The organism is Streptomyces sp. SID13666, from assembly GCF_010548325.1.
In the GTDB taxonomy this organism is placed as follows: Bacteria; Actinomycetota; Actinomycetes; order Streptomycetales; family Streptomycetaceae; genus Actinacidiphila; species Actinacidiphila fildesensis.
In genome coordinates this window covers 132,139-149,712 of sequence record NZ_JAAGLX010000017.1, presented here as the reverse complement: position 1 = coordinate 149,712, position 17,574 = coordinate 132,139, and the positions used below count along the sequence as shown (strand labels likewise).

Below are 17,574 nucleotides of genomic sequence, written 5' to 3'. Positions count from 1 at the left end.
CGCGCGCCGGCCTCATGACGTCTTTCAAGCGGTCGTGGGACAAGCACTGGTACGCCTGGGCCATGGTCGCCCCGGTGGTCATCGTGATCGGCGTCCTGGTGCTGTACCCGCTGGGTTACGGCGCCTATCTGTCGTTCACCAACGCCAACGAGATGACGGTCGCCAAGAACATCGGCCCCGTCCACATCCCGGCGTCGTACGACATCGTGGGCTTCGACAACTACTGGAAGATCATCTCCGGCCAGGACGGTGACTTCTACCCCCGGCTCATCTGGACCGTCACCTGGACGGTGACCTGCGTCGCCTTCACCTACGCCATCGGCATGGGGATGGCGCTGCTGCTCAACCGCCCGGTGCGGTTCCGGCTCTTCTACCGGCTGTCACTGATCCTGCCGTGGGCCATCCCGGCCTTCGTCAGCGTCTTCGCCTGGCGGCTGATGCTCAACTCGCAGTACGGCGTGTTCAACTCGATGATCACGCAGGTCGGACTGCCGGCCCAGGACTGGCTGGGCACCCCCTTCGCCCAGAAGGTCGCCGTCATCATGGTCAACGTCTGGGCGGGCGTACCCTTCATGATGGTCGCCCTGCTCGGTGGCATGCAGTCGGTTCCCCAGGAGCTCTACGAGGCCGCCGAGATGGACGGCGCCTCCCCCTGGCAGCGGTTCCTGAACATCACGCTGCCGGGCCTGCGCCCGGTCAGCAACACCGTGATCCTGCTCGGGGTGATCTGGACCTTCAACATGTTCCCGATCATCTTCCTGCTGCTGGGCCAGAACAACAGCGGGGACACCGACATCCTCGTGACCTACGCCTACCGCAAGGCGTTCACCGGGGTGTCCGACTACTCCGGAGCCGCGTCGTACGGCATGGTCATCCTCGCCATCCTGCTGGTCTTCTCCACCTTCTACCGCCGCTACCAGGCCAAGACCGAGCAGGCGTAAGGAGCCATGACGATGAGTGCAACAGCCCACACCGGCACCACGGGAAGCGCCGACCCGGCCCGCTCCGCCGCGAAGCCCGCCCGCCGTCCGGGCCGCCAGCGCGGCGAACGCGGCCGCGGCGCCTCGGTCGCCCTGCACACCACGCTCATGGTCGCCAGCGCGATCGCCATCTTCCCGGCGCTGTGGATCGCGTTCATCTCCTTCGGCCCGAAGAACGCGTGGACGGACCCGGGCGGCGTCCTCGACCACCTGAGCCTGCAGAACTACCGGAACATCCTGCACACCAACTTCCCGAAGTGGTTCCTCAACTCGGTGATCGTCGCGGCCGCGACGACCGTGCTGGGCGTCATGCTGTCGGCGAGCGCCGGCTACGCCATCTCGCGGATGAAGTTCCCCGGCCACAAGCAGCTGATGTGGACCTTCCTGACGACGCAGATGTTCCCGATGGCCGTGCTGATCGTGCCGCTGTACAACCTGCTCGGCACCCTCGGCCTCCTCGACAGCTACCTCGGTCTGATCGTCACCTACTGCACGATCTCGGTGCCGTTCTGCGCCTGGATGCTCAAGGGGTACTTCGACACCATCCCGCACGAGATCGACGAGGCGGGCCGGATCGACGGGCTCACCCCGTTCGGCACGTTCTGGCGGCTGATCCTGCCGCTGGCCCGGCCGGGACTGGCCGTCACCGCCTTCTACAGCTTCCTGACCGCCTGGGGCGAGGTCGCCTACGCGAGCCAGTTCATGAGCACCAACGAGAACTTCACGCTGGCGGCCGGCATCCGCACCCTCGCCACCGACCAGCGCGCGGACTGGGGTTCGCTGACCGCTGCCGCGGTGATCATCGCCATCCCGGCCGCCCTCGTCTTCTTCCTGGTCCAGCGCCACCTGGTCTCCGGCCTCACCGCCGGCGCCGCCAAGTCCTGATCCGTCCAGCGGCAACGCGCACACCCACGCCACCTGTCGTTCCCCGCACACATCAAGGGAATCCATGAGCCAGCACCTCACCGACGCGCCCCGCTCCGCCGCCGACAACGCCGCCGACGCCGGGCGCAGAGACTGGTGGCGTGACGCGGTGATCTACCAGGTCTACCCGCGCAGCTTCGCCGACGGCAACGGCGACGGGATGGGCGACCTGCCCGGGATCACCGCCCGGCTGCCCTACCTCCGGTCGCTCGGGGTGGACGCCGTGTGGCTGTCGCCGTTCTACGCCTCCCCGCAGGCCGACGGCGGCTACGACGTGGCGGACTACCGAGCCGTCGACCCGATGTTCGGCACCCTGACGGACGCCGACGACCTGGTGCGAGCCGCCCACGCGCTGGATCTGCGGGTCATCGTGGACGTGGTCCCCAACCACTGCTCCGACCAGCACGAGTGGTTCAAGCAGGCGCTGCGCGAGGGCCCCGGTTCGCCGATCCGCGAGCGCTTCCACTTCCGCCCCGGCAAGGGTGCCAGTGGTGAACTCCCGCCCAACGACTGGGAGTCCATCTTCGGCGGACCGGCCTGGACGCGGACCGTAAACGCTGACGGCGCCCCCGGCGACTGGTACCTGCACCTGTTCGCCCCCGAGCAGCCGGACTTCAACTGGGACCACCCGGCCGTGCACGACGAGTTCCGCTCGATCCTGCGGTTCTGGCTGGACCTGGGCATCGACGGCTTCCGGATCGACGTCGCCCACGGCATGGTCAAGGCCGCGGGCCTGCCCGACATCGGCTCCCACGAGCAGCTGAAGCTGCTGGGCACCGCGTCGATGCCGTACTTCGACCAGGACGGCGTGCACGAGATCTACCGCAGCTGGCGCAAGATCCTGGACGAGTACGCGGGCGACCGGATCGCCGTCGCCGAGGCGTGGACGCCGACGGTCGAGCGCAGCGCCCTGTACCTGCGCCCCGACGAGCTGCACCAGGCGTTCAACTTCGAGTACCTGACGTCCGGTTGGGACGCCGCCGCGCTGCGCCGGGTCATCGACACGTCGCTGGCCGCGATGGGTTCGGTCGGCGCGCCCGCCACCTGGGTGCTGTCCAACCACGACGTGGTGCGGCACTCCACCCGCTTCGCCGACGGCGACCAGGCGCTCGGTCTGCGCCGGGCGCGGGCCGCGACCCTGCTGATGCTGGCGCTGCCCGGCTCCGCATACCTGTACCAGGGCGAGGAGCTGGGCCTGCCCGAGGTCACCGACCTGCCGGACGAGGTGCGCCAGGACCCGGCGTTCTTCCGCAACGCCGGCCAGGACGGCACCCGTGACGGCTGCCGCGTACCGCTGCCGTGGTCGGGCACGACGGCGCCGTACGGCTTCGGCCCGGTCGAAGGCGGCCCCAGCTGGCTGCCGCAGCCCGACGCCTGGGCCGGCCTCAGCGTCGAGGCCCAGGAGGGCGACCCCACCTCGACGCTGGAGTTCTACCGCGAGGCGCTGGCCGTCCGCCGCGAACACCCCGCCCTGGGCGCGGGTTCCGAGGTGACCTGGCTGGCGGCGCCGTCCGGCGTGCTGGCGTTCCGCCGGGACAGCGCCGAGGGTTCGTTCGTCTGCACCGCGAACGTCGGCGGAACCCCCGTCACGATCCCGGCGCCCGGCCGCGCGCTGCTCGCCGGAGCCGGTTTCACCGCGGACGGAGCGAACGCCGTCATCCCCGCGGACACCACGATTTGGTGGGCGATCTGACGTGGCTGCCATCCGTCCCCTAGCATCCGGTGCTGTGACCGCAAGGCTTGCTGACATCGCAACCCAGGCGGGTGTCAGCGAAGCAACGGTCAGCCGGGTCCTCAACGGCAAGCCCGGCGTATCCGCCACCACCCGTGAATCCGTGCTGGCCGCGCTCGATCTGCTCGGCTACGAACGGCCGGTCCGGCTGCGGCAGCGCAGCGCGGGTCTGATCGGTCTGATCACCCCGGAGCTGGAGAACCCGATCTTTCCGGCGTTCGCACAGGTGATCGGTCAGGCGCTGACCCGCGACGGGTACACCCCGCTGCTGGCCACCCAGACGCCGGGCGGCTCGACCGAGGACGAGCTGGTCGAGATGCTCGTGGAACGCGGCGTCGCCGGGATCATCTTCGTCTCCGGTCTGCACGCCGACTCCACCGCCGACACCGAGCGGTACGCCAGGCTGCACGGCCAGGGTGTGCCGTTCGTGCTGATCAACGGCTTCTCGGACAGGATCAAGGCGCCGTTCGTGTCCCCGGACGACCGGGGCGCGATGCGGCTGGCCGTCACCCATTTGGCGGCACTCGGACATGAGAAAATCGGACTGGCGGTCGGACCGAAGCGTTTCGTGCCGGTACTCCGCAAGATCCAGGGCTTCATCAGCAGCATGGAGGACGTGCTGGGCCTGACCGCCGAGCAGTCCGAACAACTGATCCAACACTCGCTGTACACGCTGGAGGGCGGCCAGGCGGCCGCGACGGCGCTCATCGCGTCCGGCTGCACCGCGATCGTCTGTGCGTCCGACATGATGGCGCTGGGCGCCATCCGGGCCGCCCGGCAGCAGGGCCTGTCGGTGCCCGGAGACGTCTCCGTCGTAGGTTTCGACGATTCCCCGCTGATCGCCTTCACCGATCCGCCGCTCACCACCATCCGGCAGCCGGTGGCCGCCATGGGGCAGGCGGCGGTGCGGGCGCTGCTGGAGGAGATCGGCGGCACCCCCGCCCCGCACAGCGAATTCGTCTTCCTCCCGGAGCTGGTCGTACGCGGTTCGACGGCCGCGGTGCCCAGCAGCCAGACACCGCCGCTGCTGGTCCAGCAGTCGGCCGGAAGGCATACATCGAATGCACAGGATCCGACCGGCGTCTGATCTGCGAGCTCGCGTGGGTCTGGCAGACTATTCCTCCATGGGGGAACCGACCGCGAAGATCCTGGCTGGCCGTACGGCCGCCCCGCCGCGCTCCATCGGTTCCGCTGATTCCGATGGAGCGCCGAGCGAGGGCCCTACGGCACCCCGCCATACCCTCGTGTCGAGGCTCCGCACCCCCCGCAGACCGCGTCTGTGGTTCGAGATCGCACTGATCGCGGTCAGTTACTGGGTGTATTCGCTCGTCCGGAACGCCGTCCCCGAGCAGCAGTCGGCGGCGATGCGGCACGCGAACTGGATCTGGAAGGTGGAGAACCACCTCGGGCTGGCCGTCGAACACAGCGTCAACCACGCCGTGAACTCGGTGACATGGCTCATCGTAGGGATGAACTACTACTACGCGACGCTGCACTTCATCATCACCATCGGCGTCCTGGTGTGGCTCTACCGCAAGCATCCGGGCCGCTACGGCCCGGCCCGCACGGTCCTCTTCATCACCACGGGTATCGCGCTGGTCGGCTTCTACTTCTATCCGCTCGCCCCACCCCGGCTGATGCACGGCATCGACTTCATCGACACGGTCAAGGCGCACCACACCTGGGGCTCGATGGCCTCCGGCGACCTGGCGCACGTGTCGAACCAGTACGCCGCGATGCCGTCCATGCACATCGGCTGGTCTCTGTGGTGCGGCATCACCGTCGCGATGCTCGCCCGGCCGCTGTGGGTGAGGGTGCTGGGCATGCTCTATCCGCTGGCGACCCTGGTCGTGATCATCTCGACGGCCAACCACTTCTGGCTCGACGCCATAGGGGGCGCCGTGTGCCTGGGCGCCGGCTTCGCGCTGGTCTACGCGGTCTACGGCCGCTTCGTCTACCACCTGCCCCGCTACCCGGCGACCGCCCGCCGCTGAGCCTGTTTCCGCTGAGCCTGTTTCCGCGGCCGGCCGTCACACCTCGTAAGCCTCGTACCGTCACGCCTCGTACTCGTAGAAGAGTCGCTCGACGACCGCGCGAGCCCGCCGGGTCGTCCGGCGGTACTCCTCGACCATGTCGCCGACGTGGCCGGCCGAGTAGCCGAGGTAGCGGCCCACGGCGGCGAGCTCCCGGCCGTCGCCGGGGAACGTGTCCCCCGGGCGGCCGCGGACCAGCATCACCGCGTTGCGGACCCGGGTGGCCAGCACCCATGCCTCGTCGAGGACGGCCGCGTCGTCGGCGCCGACCAGACCGGCGGCGCGCAGGGCCTCCAGCGCCCGGCGGGTACGGGTGGTGCGCAGTTCCTTCCGCCGCCCGCCGTGCTGCATCTGCAGCAGCTGGACGGTCCACTCGACGTCGGAGAGCCCGCCGCGGCCGAGCTTGGCGTGCGTGGTGGGGTCGGCGCCGCGCGGCATCCGCTCGGACTCCATCCGGGCCTTGAGCCGCCGGATCTCGCGCACCGCGTCCTCGTCGAGCCCGTCCGCGGGGTACCGCAGCGGGTCGATCAGCTCGATGAAGCGTTCGCCGAGCCCCTGGTCCCCTGCCATGGGGTCGGCGCGCAGCAGCGCCTGGCTCTCCCAGCCCAGCGACCAGCGCCGGTAGTAGGCGGCGTACGAGCCGAGCGACCGCACCAGCGGGCCGCTCTTGCCCTCCGGGCGCAGATCCGCGTCCATGATCAGCGGCGGGTCGGCGGTGGGGATCTGCAGCAGCCGGCGCAGCTCGTTGGCGATCTTGAGGGCCTGTCCGGCGGCTCGGCCCTCCTCCGCGCCGTCGAGCGGTTCATGGACGAACATCACGTCGGCGTCCGAGCCGTACCCCTGTTCGCGCCCGCCGAAGCGGCCCATGCCGATGACGGCGAAGCGGGTCGCCAGGGGCCCGTCCGCCGCCTCGACGGCGTTCACGGCCGCCCGCAGGGCGCCGACGACGGTGGTCGCGTTGATGTCGGTGACGGCGGTGCCCACCTGGTCCACGTCCAGCTCGCCGATGACATCGGCCGCCGCCGTCCGGAACAGCTCGCGGCGCCGGACGCCGCGGACCGCGGTGACCGCCTGTTCGGGGGTTTCGGCGCGGCCGACCGCGGCCAGCACCTCCTGTTCGAGCGCCACCGCGGACCGCGGCCGCAGGCCCTCGGGGGCGCCGAGCAGGGCGACCGCCTCCGGGGCTCGCATCAGCAGGTCGGGGGCGAGCCGGCCGGAGGAGAGCACCCGGGCGAGATGCTCGGCGGCGGCGCCCTCGTCCCGCAGCAGCCGCAGGTACCAGGGGGTCTTGCCGAGCGCGTCGGAGACCTTGCGGAAGCCGAAGAGCCCGGCGTCCGGGTCGGCGGAGTCCCCGAACCAGCCGAGCAGGACCGGCAGCAGGGTGCGCTGGATGGCGGCCTTGCGGCTGACGCCGCTGGCCAGCGCCTCCAGATGACGGTAGGCCGCGGCCGGATCGGCGTACCCCAGTGCCTGCAGACGCTGCATCGCGGCGTTGTTGCTGAGCCGGGTCTCGACCGGTTCGAGCTGGGCGACCGCGTCGAGCAGCGGCCGGTAGAAGAGCTTCTCGTGCAGCCGGCGCACCTCGACGGCGTGCCGCTTCCACTCCCGGTTCAGCTCGGCGACGGGGTTGGCGCGAAAGCCCAGCGACCGGCCCAGGCGGCGCTGCCCGGCCTCGTCGTCCGGCACCAGATGGGTACGGCGCAGCCGGTACAGCTGGATGCGGTGCTCCATCAGCCGCAGGAAGCGGTAGGCGGCATCGAGCGAGGCGGCGTCCGCGCGGCCGACGTAACCACCGGCGGCGAGTTGGGCGAGCGCGGTGAGGGTGGTGCCGCTGCGCAGTGAGGAATCGGTTCTGCCGTGCACCAACTGCAGGAGCTGGACGGCGAACTCGACATCGCGCAGCCCGCCGGGACCGAGCTTCAGCTCCCGCTCGACGTGCGCGGCGGGGATGCCCTCCACGACGCGGCGGCGCATCTGCTGGACGTCGGTGACGAAGTGGTCGCGGTCGGCGGCCTGCCACACCATCGGCGAGAGCGCCTCGACGTACGCCAGGCCCAGGTCACGGTCGCCCGCCATCGGCCGGGCCTTGAGCAGCGCCTGGAACTCCCAGGTCTTGGCCCACCGCTTGTAGTACGCGACATGGCTGGAAAGCGTGCGTACCAGCGGGCCGTTCTTGCCTTCCGGCCGCAGGTTGGCGTCGACCGGCCAGATGGTGCCCTCGGCGGTGGTGTCGGAGCAGACCCGCATCATCCGGGCGGCCAGCCGCGTCGCGGCCCGCATCGCCCCGGCCTCCTCGGCGCCGTCGGCCGGTTCCGCCACGAAGATCACGTCGACGTCCGAGACGTAGTTCAGTTCATGGCCGCCGCACTTGCCCATGCCGATCACCGCGAGCCGGCACAGCGCCGCGTCCTCCGGTGCCTCGGCGGCGGCGATGGAGAGGGCCGCGCGCACGGTCGCGGTGGCCAGGTCGGCCAGCTCCGCGGCCGTCTGCACCAGGTCACTGGTGCCGCACACATCGCGGGCGGCGATCGCCAGCATGCAGCGGCGGTAGGCGGCGCGCAGCAGGTCGGGGTCGGTGGCGGAGGCCAGCCCGCGTTCGAACTCGGCGACGCCGGGGTGCAGGTCGGCGGACTCGTACGTCACCAGCGCGTGCCAGTCGCGCGGGTGCCGGGCGAGGTGGTCGCCGAGCGCCTCGGAGGCGCCGAGCACCCCGAGCAGCCGGTCGCGCAGCGGTTTGGCGCTGGTCAGGGTGTCGAGCAGGGTCCGCCGCTCGCCCTCGTCCAGCACCTCCACCAGCCGGACCAGGCCCAGCAGCGCCTGATCGGGGTCCGCCGTCGCGCCGAGCGCGTCCAGGAGCACCGGATCGGTCCGTACCGCGGTCAGCCCCGCGGCCTCCACCAGCACCTCGGCCGCCGCCGGATCGGTGAACCCGTGGCGCAGCAGCCGGGAGAACGTGCTGCTCCGGCGCCCCTGCGGCAGCGACATCTCGCCTCCGGTACGTCATGCCTGCGATCAAGGTCCCAGCTGAGCGTAACCGCCCGGCCGCCGACCTGGAACGGCGTGCACCGGACGGTTCCCGCGCCGTTCCGTGACGGCGGAGCCGGTCCGTGCGGCCGGCAGGACCGGTCCGGACGGCCGGCGCACGGTCCGGGGAGACGACGCTGCCGGTCCGGACGGCCGGCGGCACGGTCCGGGGAGACAGCGCTGCCGGTCCGGGGAGACGGCGCTGCCCGTGCGGGCGGCGGGCCGCGCCCGTCCCGGGGGGCCCGCACCGTTCGTTTCCCGGCCATTCACGTCTGCGGATCTTCTCAGTTCCGCCGGCCGCTCCTACGCTGACAGCGCTCCGCGCCCCCATACCCCCCCCCACCGGAGGTAAGCCGTGCCCGGCTTGTCGATATCCGTTCCGCGTCGCCCCCTCACCGCCCTCGCCGCCGCCCTCGGGCTGGCCGGCGCGTCCGTCGGCCTGTGGGCCGGCCTCGGCGGCGCGTCCACCGCGCACGCGGCGGCCGCCGTCCCCACTCCGGACCACGTGATCGTCGTGATGATGGAGAACCACGCGTACAACCAGGTGATCGGCAGCTCCAGCGCCCCCTACATCAACTCGCTGAAGACCGGCGGCGCGAACCTCACCGCCTCGTACGGCGTCACGCACCCGAGCCAGCCGAACTACTACCAGGTGTTCTCCGGCAGCAACCAGGGCGTGACCGGCGACAGCTGCGTCACCCCCGGCTTCAGCTCCGCGCCCAACCTCGCCTCCGAGCTGATCGCCGCGGGCAAGACCTGGGGCAGCTACAACGAGACGCTCCCCAGCCAGGGCTCCACCACCTGCAGCAGCGGCAAGTACGCGCAGAAGCACAACCCCTGGTTCGGCTTCAGCAACGTGCCGACCTCCAGCGCCAAGACGTTCGCGCAGTTCCCTTCGGACTACACGACGCTGCCGCAGGTCTCGTTCGTCGTGCCGAACCTGTGCAGCGACATGCACGACTGCTCCGTCGGCACCGGTGACACCTGGATCAAGAACAATCTCGGTGCTTACGCCACGTGGGCCAAGACCCACAACAGCCTGCTGATCGTCACCTTCGACGAGGACAACCGGCTGGCCGGCAACCGCATCCCCACCGTCCTCTACGGACAGCGCGTCACCCCGGGCAGCACCTCGTCGACGACGTACAACCACTACAACCTGCTGCGCACCCTGGAGGACATGTTCGGCACCTCGCACGCGGGGAACGCCGCCTCCGCCACCGACATCACCGGCATCTGGACCAGCTGACCGTGAGCGGAGCCGGCGCCATGACCACCCGGAACCGGCTGCTGATCCTCGTCGCGGCGGCCGCCGTGCTCGCCTGTGTGGCGGGCGCGGCGGTCTGGCACGCCTCCGACCGGGCCGCCCGCAGGAACACCGAGCAGGCCGGCGGCCCGCCGGTCGTCCAGGGCGCGGTGTCGCTGGCCCCGGCCGGGCCCCGGCTCATGGTCTTCCGCAACATGGCCTGGGGTCCGCACCGCGATGAACTCGCCACCGTGCCCGCCGCCTCGCCCGGGGCGACCCGTACCGCCTCGGGCGTCCGCTGTCTGCGCTTCCACGCCGCCGCGGGCACCGGCATCTGTCTGCAGTCCGTGCACGGCACCGTCCAGGACACCTACCGCGCGGTCGTCCTCGACTCCCACCTCAAGGAGACCCGGCACTACCCGCTGAACGGGATCCCGACCCGCGCCCGGGTATCGCCCAGCGGCCACCTCGCCGCCTGGACGGTCTTCGTCGGCGGCGACTCGTACGCGGGCACCGACTTCTCCACCCGCACCTCGATCCTCGACGTCAGGACCGGCAGGCTCGACGCCAGCCTGGAGGACTTCACGATCCTCAAGGACGGCCACCGCTACCGCGCCACCGACGTGAACTTCTGGGGCGTCACCTTCGCCGACGACGGGCACTTCTACGCGACGCTCGCCACCGGCGGCAGGACGTACCTCATCCGCGGTGACATCGCGGCCCGCACCGTGACGACGCTGCGCCCGAACGTGGAGTGCCCGTCGCTCTCGCCCGACGGCACCCGTCTGGTCTTCAAGAAGCGCGTCCCGGGCCTGTCCCCCGACGCCCCCTGGCGGCTCTACGCCCTCGACCTCGCCACGATGCGCGAGACCCCGCTGTCCGAGAACCGCAGCGTCGACGACCAGGCGGTCTGGACCGACGACCACACCGTCGCCTACTCGCTGCCGGGCGACTTCGGCGCGGACCTCTACACGGTCCCCGCCGACGGCACCGGCACGCCCCGCACGCTGACCCCGGCGGCGCTCGCCCCCGCGTACACCGGCTGACGCGCGGACAACCCCCGGCTCAGGTCAGTCGTCCGGAAGGCAGTGGACGGTGATCCGCTGGACGAGGTTGTTGCCGAAGCCGCCGCGGTTCCACGGCTGGGCGAGCGGCTGGGTGTTGCCCTCGGCGTCGGTGGCGCGGGCGCTGAGCACATGGCGGCCGGGCTCCGCCGTCCAGGACGCCCGCCAGCTCCGCCAGGCCCGGTCGTGCCCGTCCGGCGGGGCGAGCTCGGCCGCCCGCCAGGAACGTCCGTCGTCCGTACTCACCTCGGCCTTCGTGACCGGTGCCAACCCGGACCAGGCCCTGCCCTCCAGCGGCACCGGGCCGGGGCGTACGACGCGGGTCCTGGACATGAAGTCCGGGAACCCGGGCGGGATCATCAGCGCCCGCGGGGCGATCCGGGTGACCGGCTCGCCGGGTTCACCGGCCCGCTGCCGGTAGCGGTACGCCACCGTCTGCTGGAATCCGGTGAACGGCGTGTCGGTGAGCGTGATCCCGCGCAGCCACTTCACCTGCGCCATCCCGTACCACCCGGGCACCACCAGCCGCAGCGGATGGCCGTGCTGCGGCGGCAGGGGCAGCCCGTTCATGGCGTACGCGACCAGCACGTCAGGATCGGCGCCGGCGGCCACCGCCAGCGGCAGACTCCACCGGTAGTCCTGTTCGACACCGCGCTCGACACCGTGGTCCGCGCCGCGGAAGACGGCCTCGACGGCAGCCGGTTCCACTCCCGCCTCGGCGAGCAGCACTCGCAGCGGCACCCCGGTCCACTCGGCCGTTCCGACCGCCTCGACCAGCCACGGCTGGCTCACCGGCCGCGGGGTGAGCCGCGCCCGGCCGTTGCCCGCGCACTCCATCGTCACGCGGTGGGTGACGGCGGGGAACGAGCGCAGGGCCGCCATGTCCAGCGTCAGCGCCGTCCGGACGCTGCCTCCCACGGTGAGCCGCCAGTCGTCCTCCCGGGCGGCGGGGATGTCGTAGTGGACCAGCACGTAGTGCAGTCCCGGCGGGGTCAGGTCGTAGCGCAGGGCCTCCAGCGGCAGGCCGTGGTTGCGGGCCGCGAGCGCGAGTTCCTCCGGGCTGATCCCCTCCGCGGGATCCGCGAGGCGGCCGGCCGGGCTGATGTCGGCGAAGCGTCCGTCCATTCCTTCATGGTGCGCTTCCCGCCGAAACCAGGCATCCGGGTGAACATGCGATCCTCCCCGACCGGCGGGATGCTGGATGTATCGGCCTGGGGTCCGCGATGCCCCATGGCAGATGGAGGGTGCCCAGGGCGTCGGCGCACAACCGCCCACCGGCGGCCCGGCCGGGGAGCGGCCGGGTGGAGGAGGCGGCCCGAGTCTCGCCGAGGAGATCGCCATGGACGGCAGCACACTTGAAGCGATGCGGACCGCGTTGCGCGGCCCGGTCATCGCTCCGGAGGATCCCGACTACCCGGACGCCCGCAAGGTCTACAACGCCATGGTCGACAAGCGCCCGGCCGCGATCGTGCGCTGCTCCGACACGGCGGACGTCATGGCCGCGGTGGACTTCGTCCGTGAGCAGGGACTGGAACTCGCCGTCCGGGGCGGCGGGCACAGCGGCGCCGGTCTGTGCCTGGTCGACGACGGCGTCACCGTCGATCTGTCACCGATGCGCTGGGTGCGCGTCGACCCCGCCGCGAAGACCGCCCGGGTCGGCGGCGGGTCCCAGCTCGGCGACCTGGACCACGCCACCCACGCGTTCGGGCTGGCCGTACCCGCCGGCATCATGTCGACGACCGGCGTCGGCGGGCTCGCCCTCGGCGGCGGCCACGGCCACCTCACCCGCAAGTACGGCCTCACGATGGACAGTCTGGTGGCCGCCGACGTGGTGCTCGCCGACGGCAGCTTCGTCACCGCGAGCGAGAACGAGAACCCGGACCTGTTCTGGGCGCTGCGCGGCGGCGGCGGGAACTTCGGCATCGTCACCTCGTTCCGCTTCCGGCTGCACCCGGTGCACACCGTCGGTCTCGCGATCAGCCTCTGGCCGGTCGACCACATCCACGAGGTGCTGCGCTGGTACCGCGACTTCCTGCCGCAGGCGCCCGAGGACCTGAACGGCTTCTTCGCCGTCCTGGCCGTCCCGCCCGGCCCCCCGTTCCCCGAGGAGATCCACGGCCGCAAGATGTGCGGTGTCGTGTGGTGCTGGACCGGGGACCCGGACGGCATCGAGCAGGCCCTGGCCCCGGTGAACGACGCGGGCACGCCGGCCTTCCACTTCTCGACGCCGATGCCGTACCCCATGCTGCAGACCATGTTCGACGAGCTGATCCCGAAGGGCCTGCAGTGGTACTGGCGCGGTGACTTCTTCGACCGGATCACGGACGACGCCATCGACGTGCACGCCAAGTACGCCGAGAACCTCCCCACCGACCTGTCGACCATGCACCTCTACCCGGTCGACGGAGCCGCGCACCGGGTCGCCGCGGGCGACACGGCATGGGCCTACCGGGACGCCATGTGGTCCGGCGTCATTGGCGGCATCGACCCCGACCCAGCCAACGCGGGGCTCGTGAAGGACTGGTGCGTCAACTACTGGGAGGACCTGCACCCGCACTCCATGGGCGGCGGCTACGTCAACTTCATCGGCGCCGGCGAGAGCCAGGACCGCGTCAGGGCCACCTACGGCGACCACTACGACCGGCTCGCGGCGCTCAAACGCACCTACGACCCGGACAACCTCTTCCACGCCAACCAGAACATCGCCCCGGCCCCGTAGCCACCAGGGGCGGCAGCGCAAACGGCATCCGGGCCGACGGCATGACGCCACCGGCCCGGATGCCGTCAGGAACGAGACCCTCTTACAGGTTGGGGAGGTTCTTGCGGAGTTCGAAGGCCGTCACCTCGGAGCGGTACTCCTCCCACTCCTGCTTCTTGTTGCGCAGGAAGAAGTCGAAGACGTGCTCGCCGAGCGTTTCCGCGACCAGTTCGCTGCGCTCCATCAGGGTGATGGCCTCGCCCAGGTTCTGCGGGAGGGGCTCGATACCCAGGGCGCGGCGTTCGGCGTCGGAGAGGGCCCAGACGTCGTCGTCGGCGCCGGGCGGGAGCTCGTAGCCCTCCTGGATGCCCTTCAGGCCGGCGGCGAGCAGGACCGCGTAGGCGAGGTAGGGGTTGGCGCCGGAGTCGATGGAGCGGACCTCGACGCGGGTGGAGCCGGTCTTGCCGGGCTTGTACATCGGGACGCGGATGAGCGCGGACCGGTTGTTGTGGCCCCAGCAGATGTACGAGGGGGCCTCGCCGCCGGCGCCCGCGGTGCGCTGCGAGCCGCCCCAGATGCGCTTGTAGGAGTTCACCCACTGGTTGGTGACGGCGGAGATCTCGCCGGCGTGCTTGAGCAGTCCCGCGATGAAGGAGCGGCCGACCTTGGAGAGCTGGAACTCCGAGCCGGACTCGTAGAACGCGTTGCGGTCGCCCTCGAAGAGGGAGAGGTGGGTGTGCATGCCCGAGCCGGGGAAGTCCGAGAACGGCTTGGGCATGAAGGTCGCGTGCACGCCCTGCTCCAGCGCGACCTGCTTCATCACCAGCCGGAACGTCATGACGTTGTCGGCGGTGGACAGCGCGTCGGCGTAGCGGAGGTCGATCTCCTGCTGGCCGGGCGCGCCCTCGTGGTGGGAGAACTCCACCGAGATGCCCATCGACTCCAGCATGGTGATCGCCTGGCGGCGGAAGTCCATGCCGACGTTCTGCGGAGTGTGGTCGAAGTAGCCGGAGTTGTCGGCCGGGGTGGGGATGCTGCCGTCGAGCGGCTTGTCCTTGAGCAGGAAGAACTCGATCTCGGGGTGGGTGTAGAAGGTGAACCCGAGGTCGGAGGTCTTGGCCAGTGCGCGCTTGAGGACATAGCGCGGGTCGGCGTACGAGGGCGAGCCGTCCGGCATGAGGATGTCGCAGAACATCCGCGCGGTCCCGGGGCCCTCGGCACGCCACGGCAGGATCTGGAACGTGCTGGGGTCGGGCTTGGCGATCATGTCCGACTCGTAGACCCGGGCGAACCCCTCGATCGCCGAGCCGTCGAAGCCGATGCCCTCGTCGAAGGCCTGCTCCAGTTCGGCGGGGGCGACGGCGACCGACTTCAGATAGCCGAGCACGTCGGTGAACCACAGCCGTACGAAGCGGATGTCGCGCTCTTCGAGCGTACGGAGCACGAACTCCTGCTGCTTATCCATTTCCACCCATCCTCGCTGATCAGGCTGCCTGCTCCCGCGCCGCGGGGCACCTCGGGGCACATGAGCATCCCACCACACGGTTTCTGGCACGTTTCGGACCTCGTCCGAACGCACGAGCCGGTGGGGGCGTACTGCTGTGCCCATACTGCCTGCTGTTTTGCGCCCTGCGTAACGGGCGCCGGTGATCCGTCGGACACCTGTGGGGACCAACGCCCGGTTGTCGGTGCGCTTGTGTAGGGTCCTGTCAGGTTCCGATACCGGAGAGGGGTATGCGATGACGCGCCGGATGCTCCTGTTCGCCGCTCTCCTCCTCGGGATTTTTGCCATGCACACGGTGGGCCATCCGGCGGGCGGCGGCCATGAGGAGACGCGGCCCGCCGCCGTGGACCGGGCCTCCCAGCATGGCGCCTCCCCTGATGCGATGGGAATGGCGCATGAGGACGCCGACCGGCACGGGCCGGCGCCCGCGCACCGGCCCGCTCACGACACGAGCCCGCTGACGCTCTGCCTGGCCGTGCTCGGCACCGCCGTCGTCGTCCTGCTCGCCGCCCTCGGCCTGCCGGCCGGCCCGCCGGCCGGCTCCGTGGCGGCGGCCCGCTCCCTGCTCCCCCGGGGGCGGTGGCCGTGGCCACCGCCCCCACGGATACCCCTCTCCCGTCTGCCGGTGCTGCGCATATAGGACGCCGCCCGGCCGCCCCGGGGCCTGTACCCCGGGGACGGTCACGCGGTCCGTCCTGCCCATCCATCGACACCCATGAGGTGTATTCAGCATGCGTACCTACCACCGCCGCGCCGTGCTCGGCGCGGGAATCGCGGTCGCCGGAGGCGGCCTGCTCGCCGCCTGTTCCGGCGGATCCGCGTCGTCAGGGCATCCCGGGCACGGCAACTCCCAGTCCGCGGGAGACGGATACCTCGCGCCCGACGGCCCCGAGGTCGTCGCCGCGGAGAAGGCGCGCGCCGGGGACGGACCGGTCAGCGAGGTCCGGCTGACCGCCGTCGAAGGCGTCGTGGACCTCGGCGGTCCCACGGTCAAGACCTGGACGTACGACGGCGAACTGCCCGGCAAGGAGATCCGGGTGACGGCGGGCGGCACCCTGTCCGCGACGCTCGCCAACCATCTGCCGCAGGCCACGTCCGCGCACTGGCACGGCCTCGCCCTGCGCAACGACATGGACGGGGTACCGGGGCTGACCCAGCCCGCCATCAAGGCCGGCGCCGACTACGCGTACCGCTTCGCGGTCGCCCGGCCGGGCACGTACTGGTTCCATCCGCACACCGGCGTGCAGCTGGACCGCGGGCTGTACGCGCCGCTCATCGTCGAGGACCCGAAGGAGCCGCTGCAGTACGACAAGGAGTGGGTCGTCGTCCTGGACGACTGGGTGGACGGGGTCGACGGCAGCACCCCGGACGCGGTCCTCGCCGAGCTCACCAAGAGCGCGGGCACGGCGGCCGCCGGCAGCAGTGGCCGGAGCGGGACGGACCACTCCGGCATGGACGGCATGGAAGGAATGGACGGCCCGGCGAGCCAGGACCCGGCCGCCCCGGCCGGACCCAGCCGCATGCTGACGGGCGCCACCAGCGATCTGCTCGGCGGCGACCCGGGCGATGTGAAGTACCCGTACTACCTCGTCAACGGGCGCGCCCCGCAAGCCCCGCGCGGCTTCACCGCCAAGCCCGGCGACCGGATCCGGATCCGTTTCGTCAACGCGGGCGGCGACACCGCCTTCCGCGTCGCGCTCGGCGGGCACCGGATGACCATCACGCACACCGACGGTTACCCCGTCGTGCACGCCGCGACCGACGCGCTGCTGATCGGCATGGGCGAACGGTACGACGTGCTGGTCACGGCGGGTGACGGGGTCTTCCCGCTGGTCGCCCTCGCGGAGGGGAAGGACGCGGCGGCGCTGGACGTGCTGCGCACCGGCGGTGGAACGGCGCCGACCGCCGCCGACCGCCCGCAGGAACTGTCCGGGCGGCTCCTCCAGGCCGGCGATCTGCGGCCCGACCCTTCGGTGGCCCTGCCGGACCCGGGCCGGACGCCGGACCGCACGGTCGAGCTGCGGCTGACCGGCAGCATGGCCAACTACAACTGGGCCTTCGAAGGGGCGGCTTACGATCCGGCGGTCCGCCATGACGTGCGGCAGGGCGAACGGGTCCGGCTGACGCTCGCGAACAACACCCGGATGTGGCATCCCCTGCATCTGCACGGGCACACCTTTTCGCTGACCGGCGGCGGCGCCCGCAAGGACACCGCTATCGTGCTGCCCGGACGGACACTCAGCGTCGATCTCGACGCGGACAATCCAGGACTGTGGATGATCCACTGCCACAACGTCTACCACGCGGAGGTGGGCATGATGGCGGTCCTCGGCTACCGCCAGTAACGGATCACCGGTGTCCGGGGTGAT

General features: G+C 71.1%; 13 protein-coding genes. 10 read left to right on the top strand and 3 right to left on the bottom strand.

Annotated elements, in window-relative coordinates:
* Positions 1–14 precede the first annotated feature (14 nt).
* The 5 genes from G3I60_RS22630 (at position 15) to G3I60_RS22610 (ending at position 5,630) form a co-directional block, all read left to right on the top strand.
* Complete coding sequence (locus tag G3I60_RS22630; RefSeq protein ID WP_232484786.1) at positions 15–941, top strand: carbohydrate ABC transporter permease; 927 nt, start codon at positions 15–17, stop codon at positions 939–941.
* A gap of 12 nt (positions 942–953) precedes the next feature.
* Entirely contained in the window at positions 954–1,865 is a 912-nt protein-coding gene (locus tag G3I60_RS22625; protein WP_138353756.1) for a sugar ABC transporter permease, read from the top strand.
* A gap of 64 nt (positions 1,866–1,929) precedes the next feature.
* A complete protein-coding gene (locus tag G3I60_RS22620; protein ID WP_164294736.1) occupies positions 1,930–3,597 on the top strand; it encodes a glycoside hydrolase family 13 protein in 1,668 nt (555 codons plus the stop codon).
* 34 nt (positions 3,598–3,631) lie between these two features.
* Positions 3,632–4,723 carry a LacI family DNA-binding transcriptional regulator gene (locus G3I60_RS22615; protein WP_343241190.1) on the top strand — a complete coding sequence of 364 codons (1,092 nt, stop codon included), beginning with the start codon at positions 3,632–3,634 and terminating at the stop codon, positions 4,721–4,723.
* A 37-nt stretch (positions 4,724–4,760) separates the two neighbouring features.
* The gene (locus G3I60_RS22610) at positions 4,761–5,630 is read left to right on the top strand and encodes a phosphatase PAP2 family protein (protein WP_164294734.1); all 870 of its coding nucleotides are present in this window, start codon (positions 4,761–4,763) and stop codon (positions 5,628–5,630) included.
* A gap of 60 nt (positions 5,631–5,690) precedes the next feature.
* On the opposite strand, the gene G3I60_RS22605 is transcribed toward G3I60_RS22610, so the two are convergent.
* Complete coding sequence (locus G3I60_RS22605) at positions 5,691–8,654, bottom strand: bifunctional [glutamine synthetase] adenylyltransferase/[glutamine synthetase]-adenylyl-L-tyrosine phosphorylase (RefSeq protein ID WP_138353760.1); 2,964 nt, start codon at positions 8,652–8,654, stop codon at positions 5,691–5,693.
* Between the two features lie 394 nt (positions 8,655–9,048).
* Here G3I60_RS22605 and G3I60_RS22600 point away from each other — a divergent pair, with 394 nt between their 5' ends.
* Together G3I60_RS22600 and G3I60_RS22595 are read left to right on the top strand one after the other, a co-directional pair.
* Positions 9,049–9,942 (top strand): alkaline phosphatase family protein, encoded by an 894-nt coding sequence (locus G3I60_RS22600; protein ID WP_187144845.1) that lies wholly within the window; start codon positions 9,049–9,051, stop codon positions 9,940–9,942.
* 20 nt (positions 9,943–9,962) lie between these two features.
* Complete coding sequence (locus G3I60_RS22595; protein ID WP_164294733.1) at positions 9,963–10,985, top strand: TolB-like translocation protein; 1,023 nt, start codon at positions 9,963–9,965, stop codon at positions 10,983–10,985.
* A 24-nt stretch (positions 10,986–11,009) separates the two neighbouring features.
* Here G3I60_RS22595 and G3I60_RS22590 read toward each other — a convergent pair whose 3' ends face one another.
* Positions 11,010–12,128 (bottom strand): sulfite oxidase, encoded by a 1,119-nt coding sequence (locus G3I60_RS22590; protein WP_164294732.1) that lies wholly within the window; start codon positions 12,126–12,128, stop codon positions 11,010–11,012.
* A gap of 214 nt (positions 12,129–12,342) precedes the next feature.
* On the opposite strand from G3I60_RS22590, the gene G3I60_RS22585 reads away from it, so the two are divergent.
* Complete coding sequence (locus G3I60_RS22585; RefSeq protein ID WP_164294731.1) at positions 12,343–13,722, top strand: FAD-binding oxidoreductase; 1,380 nt, start codon at positions 12,343–12,345, stop codon at positions 13,720–13,722.
* Between the two features lie 82 nt (positions 13,723–13,804).
* Here G3I60_RS22585 and G3I60_RS22580 read toward each other — a convergent pair whose 3' ends face one another.
* The gene (locus tag G3I60_RS22580; protein ID WP_138353765.1) at positions 13,805–15,166 is read right to left on the bottom strand and encodes a glutamine synthetase family protein; all 1,362 of its coding nucleotides are present in this window, start codon (positions 15,164–15,166) and stop codon (positions 13,805–13,807) included.
* A 274-nt stretch (positions 15,167–15,440) separates the two neighbouring features.
* Between G3I60_RS22580 and G3I60_RS22575 the strand changes: the two genes are divergently transcribed.
* Positions 15,441–15,845: a DUF6153 family protein gene (locus G3I60_RS22575; RefSeq protein WP_164294730.1), complete on the top strand. Its 405-nt coding sequence runs from the start codon at positions 15,441–15,443 to the stop codon at positions 15,843–15,845.
* Between the two features lie 91 nt (positions 15,846–15,936).
* A complete protein-coding gene (locus G3I60_RS22570) occupies positions 15,937–17,550 on the top strand; it encodes a multicopper oxidase family protein (protein WP_164294729.1) in 1,614 nt (537 codons plus the stop codon).
* Positions 17,551–17,574 lie beyond the last annotated feature (24 nt).

Excerpts from the sequence above, each read along its gene's own strand:
- G3I60_RS22630 (WP_232484786.1), top strand. The coding sequence starts at position 15 with ATGACGTCTTTCAAGCGGTCGTGGGACAAGCACTGGTACGCCTGGGCC.
- G3I60_RS22625 (WP_138353756.1), top strand. The coding sequence starts at position 954 with ATGAGTGCAACAGCCCACACCGGCACCACGGGAAGCGCCGACCCGGCC.
- G3I60_RS22620 (WP_164294736.1), top strand. The coding sequence starts at position 1,930 with ATGAGCCAGCACCTCACCGACGCGCCCCGCTCCGCCGCCGACAACGCC.
- G3I60_RS22610 (WP_164294734.1), top strand. The coding sequence starts at position 4,761 with ATGGGGGAACCGACCGCGAAGATCCTGGCTGGCCGTACGGCCGCCCCG.
- G3I60_RS22605 (WP_138353760.1), bottom strand. The coding sequence starts at position 8,654 with ATGTCGCTGCCGCAGGGGCGCCGGAGCAGCACGTTCTCCCGGCTGCTG.
- G3I60_RS22595 (WP_164294733.1), top strand. The coding sequence starts at position 9,963 with ATGACCACCCGGAACCGGCTGCTGATCCTCGTCGCGGCGGCCGCCGTG.
- G3I60_RS22590 (WP_164294732.1), bottom strand. The coding sequence starts at position 12,128 with ATGGACGGACGCTTCGCCGACATCAGCCCGGCCGGCCGCCTCGCGGAT.
- G3I60_RS22585 (WP_164294731.1), top strand. The coding sequence starts at position 12,343 with ATGGACGGCAGCACACTTGAAGCGATGCGGACCGCGTTGCGCGGCCCG.
- G3I60_RS22580 (WP_138353765.1), bottom strand. The coding sequence starts at position 15,166 with ATGGATAAGCAGCAGGAGTTCGTGCTCCGTACGCTCGAAGAGCGCGAC.
- G3I60_RS22575 (WP_164294730.1), top strand. The coding sequence starts at position 15,441 with ATGACGCGCCGGATGCTCCTGTTCGCCGCTCTCCTCCTCGGGATTTTT.
- G3I60_RS22570 (WP_164294729.1), top strand. The coding sequence starts at position 15,937 with ATGCGTACCTACCACCGCCGCGCCGTGCTCGGCGCGGGAATCGCGGTC.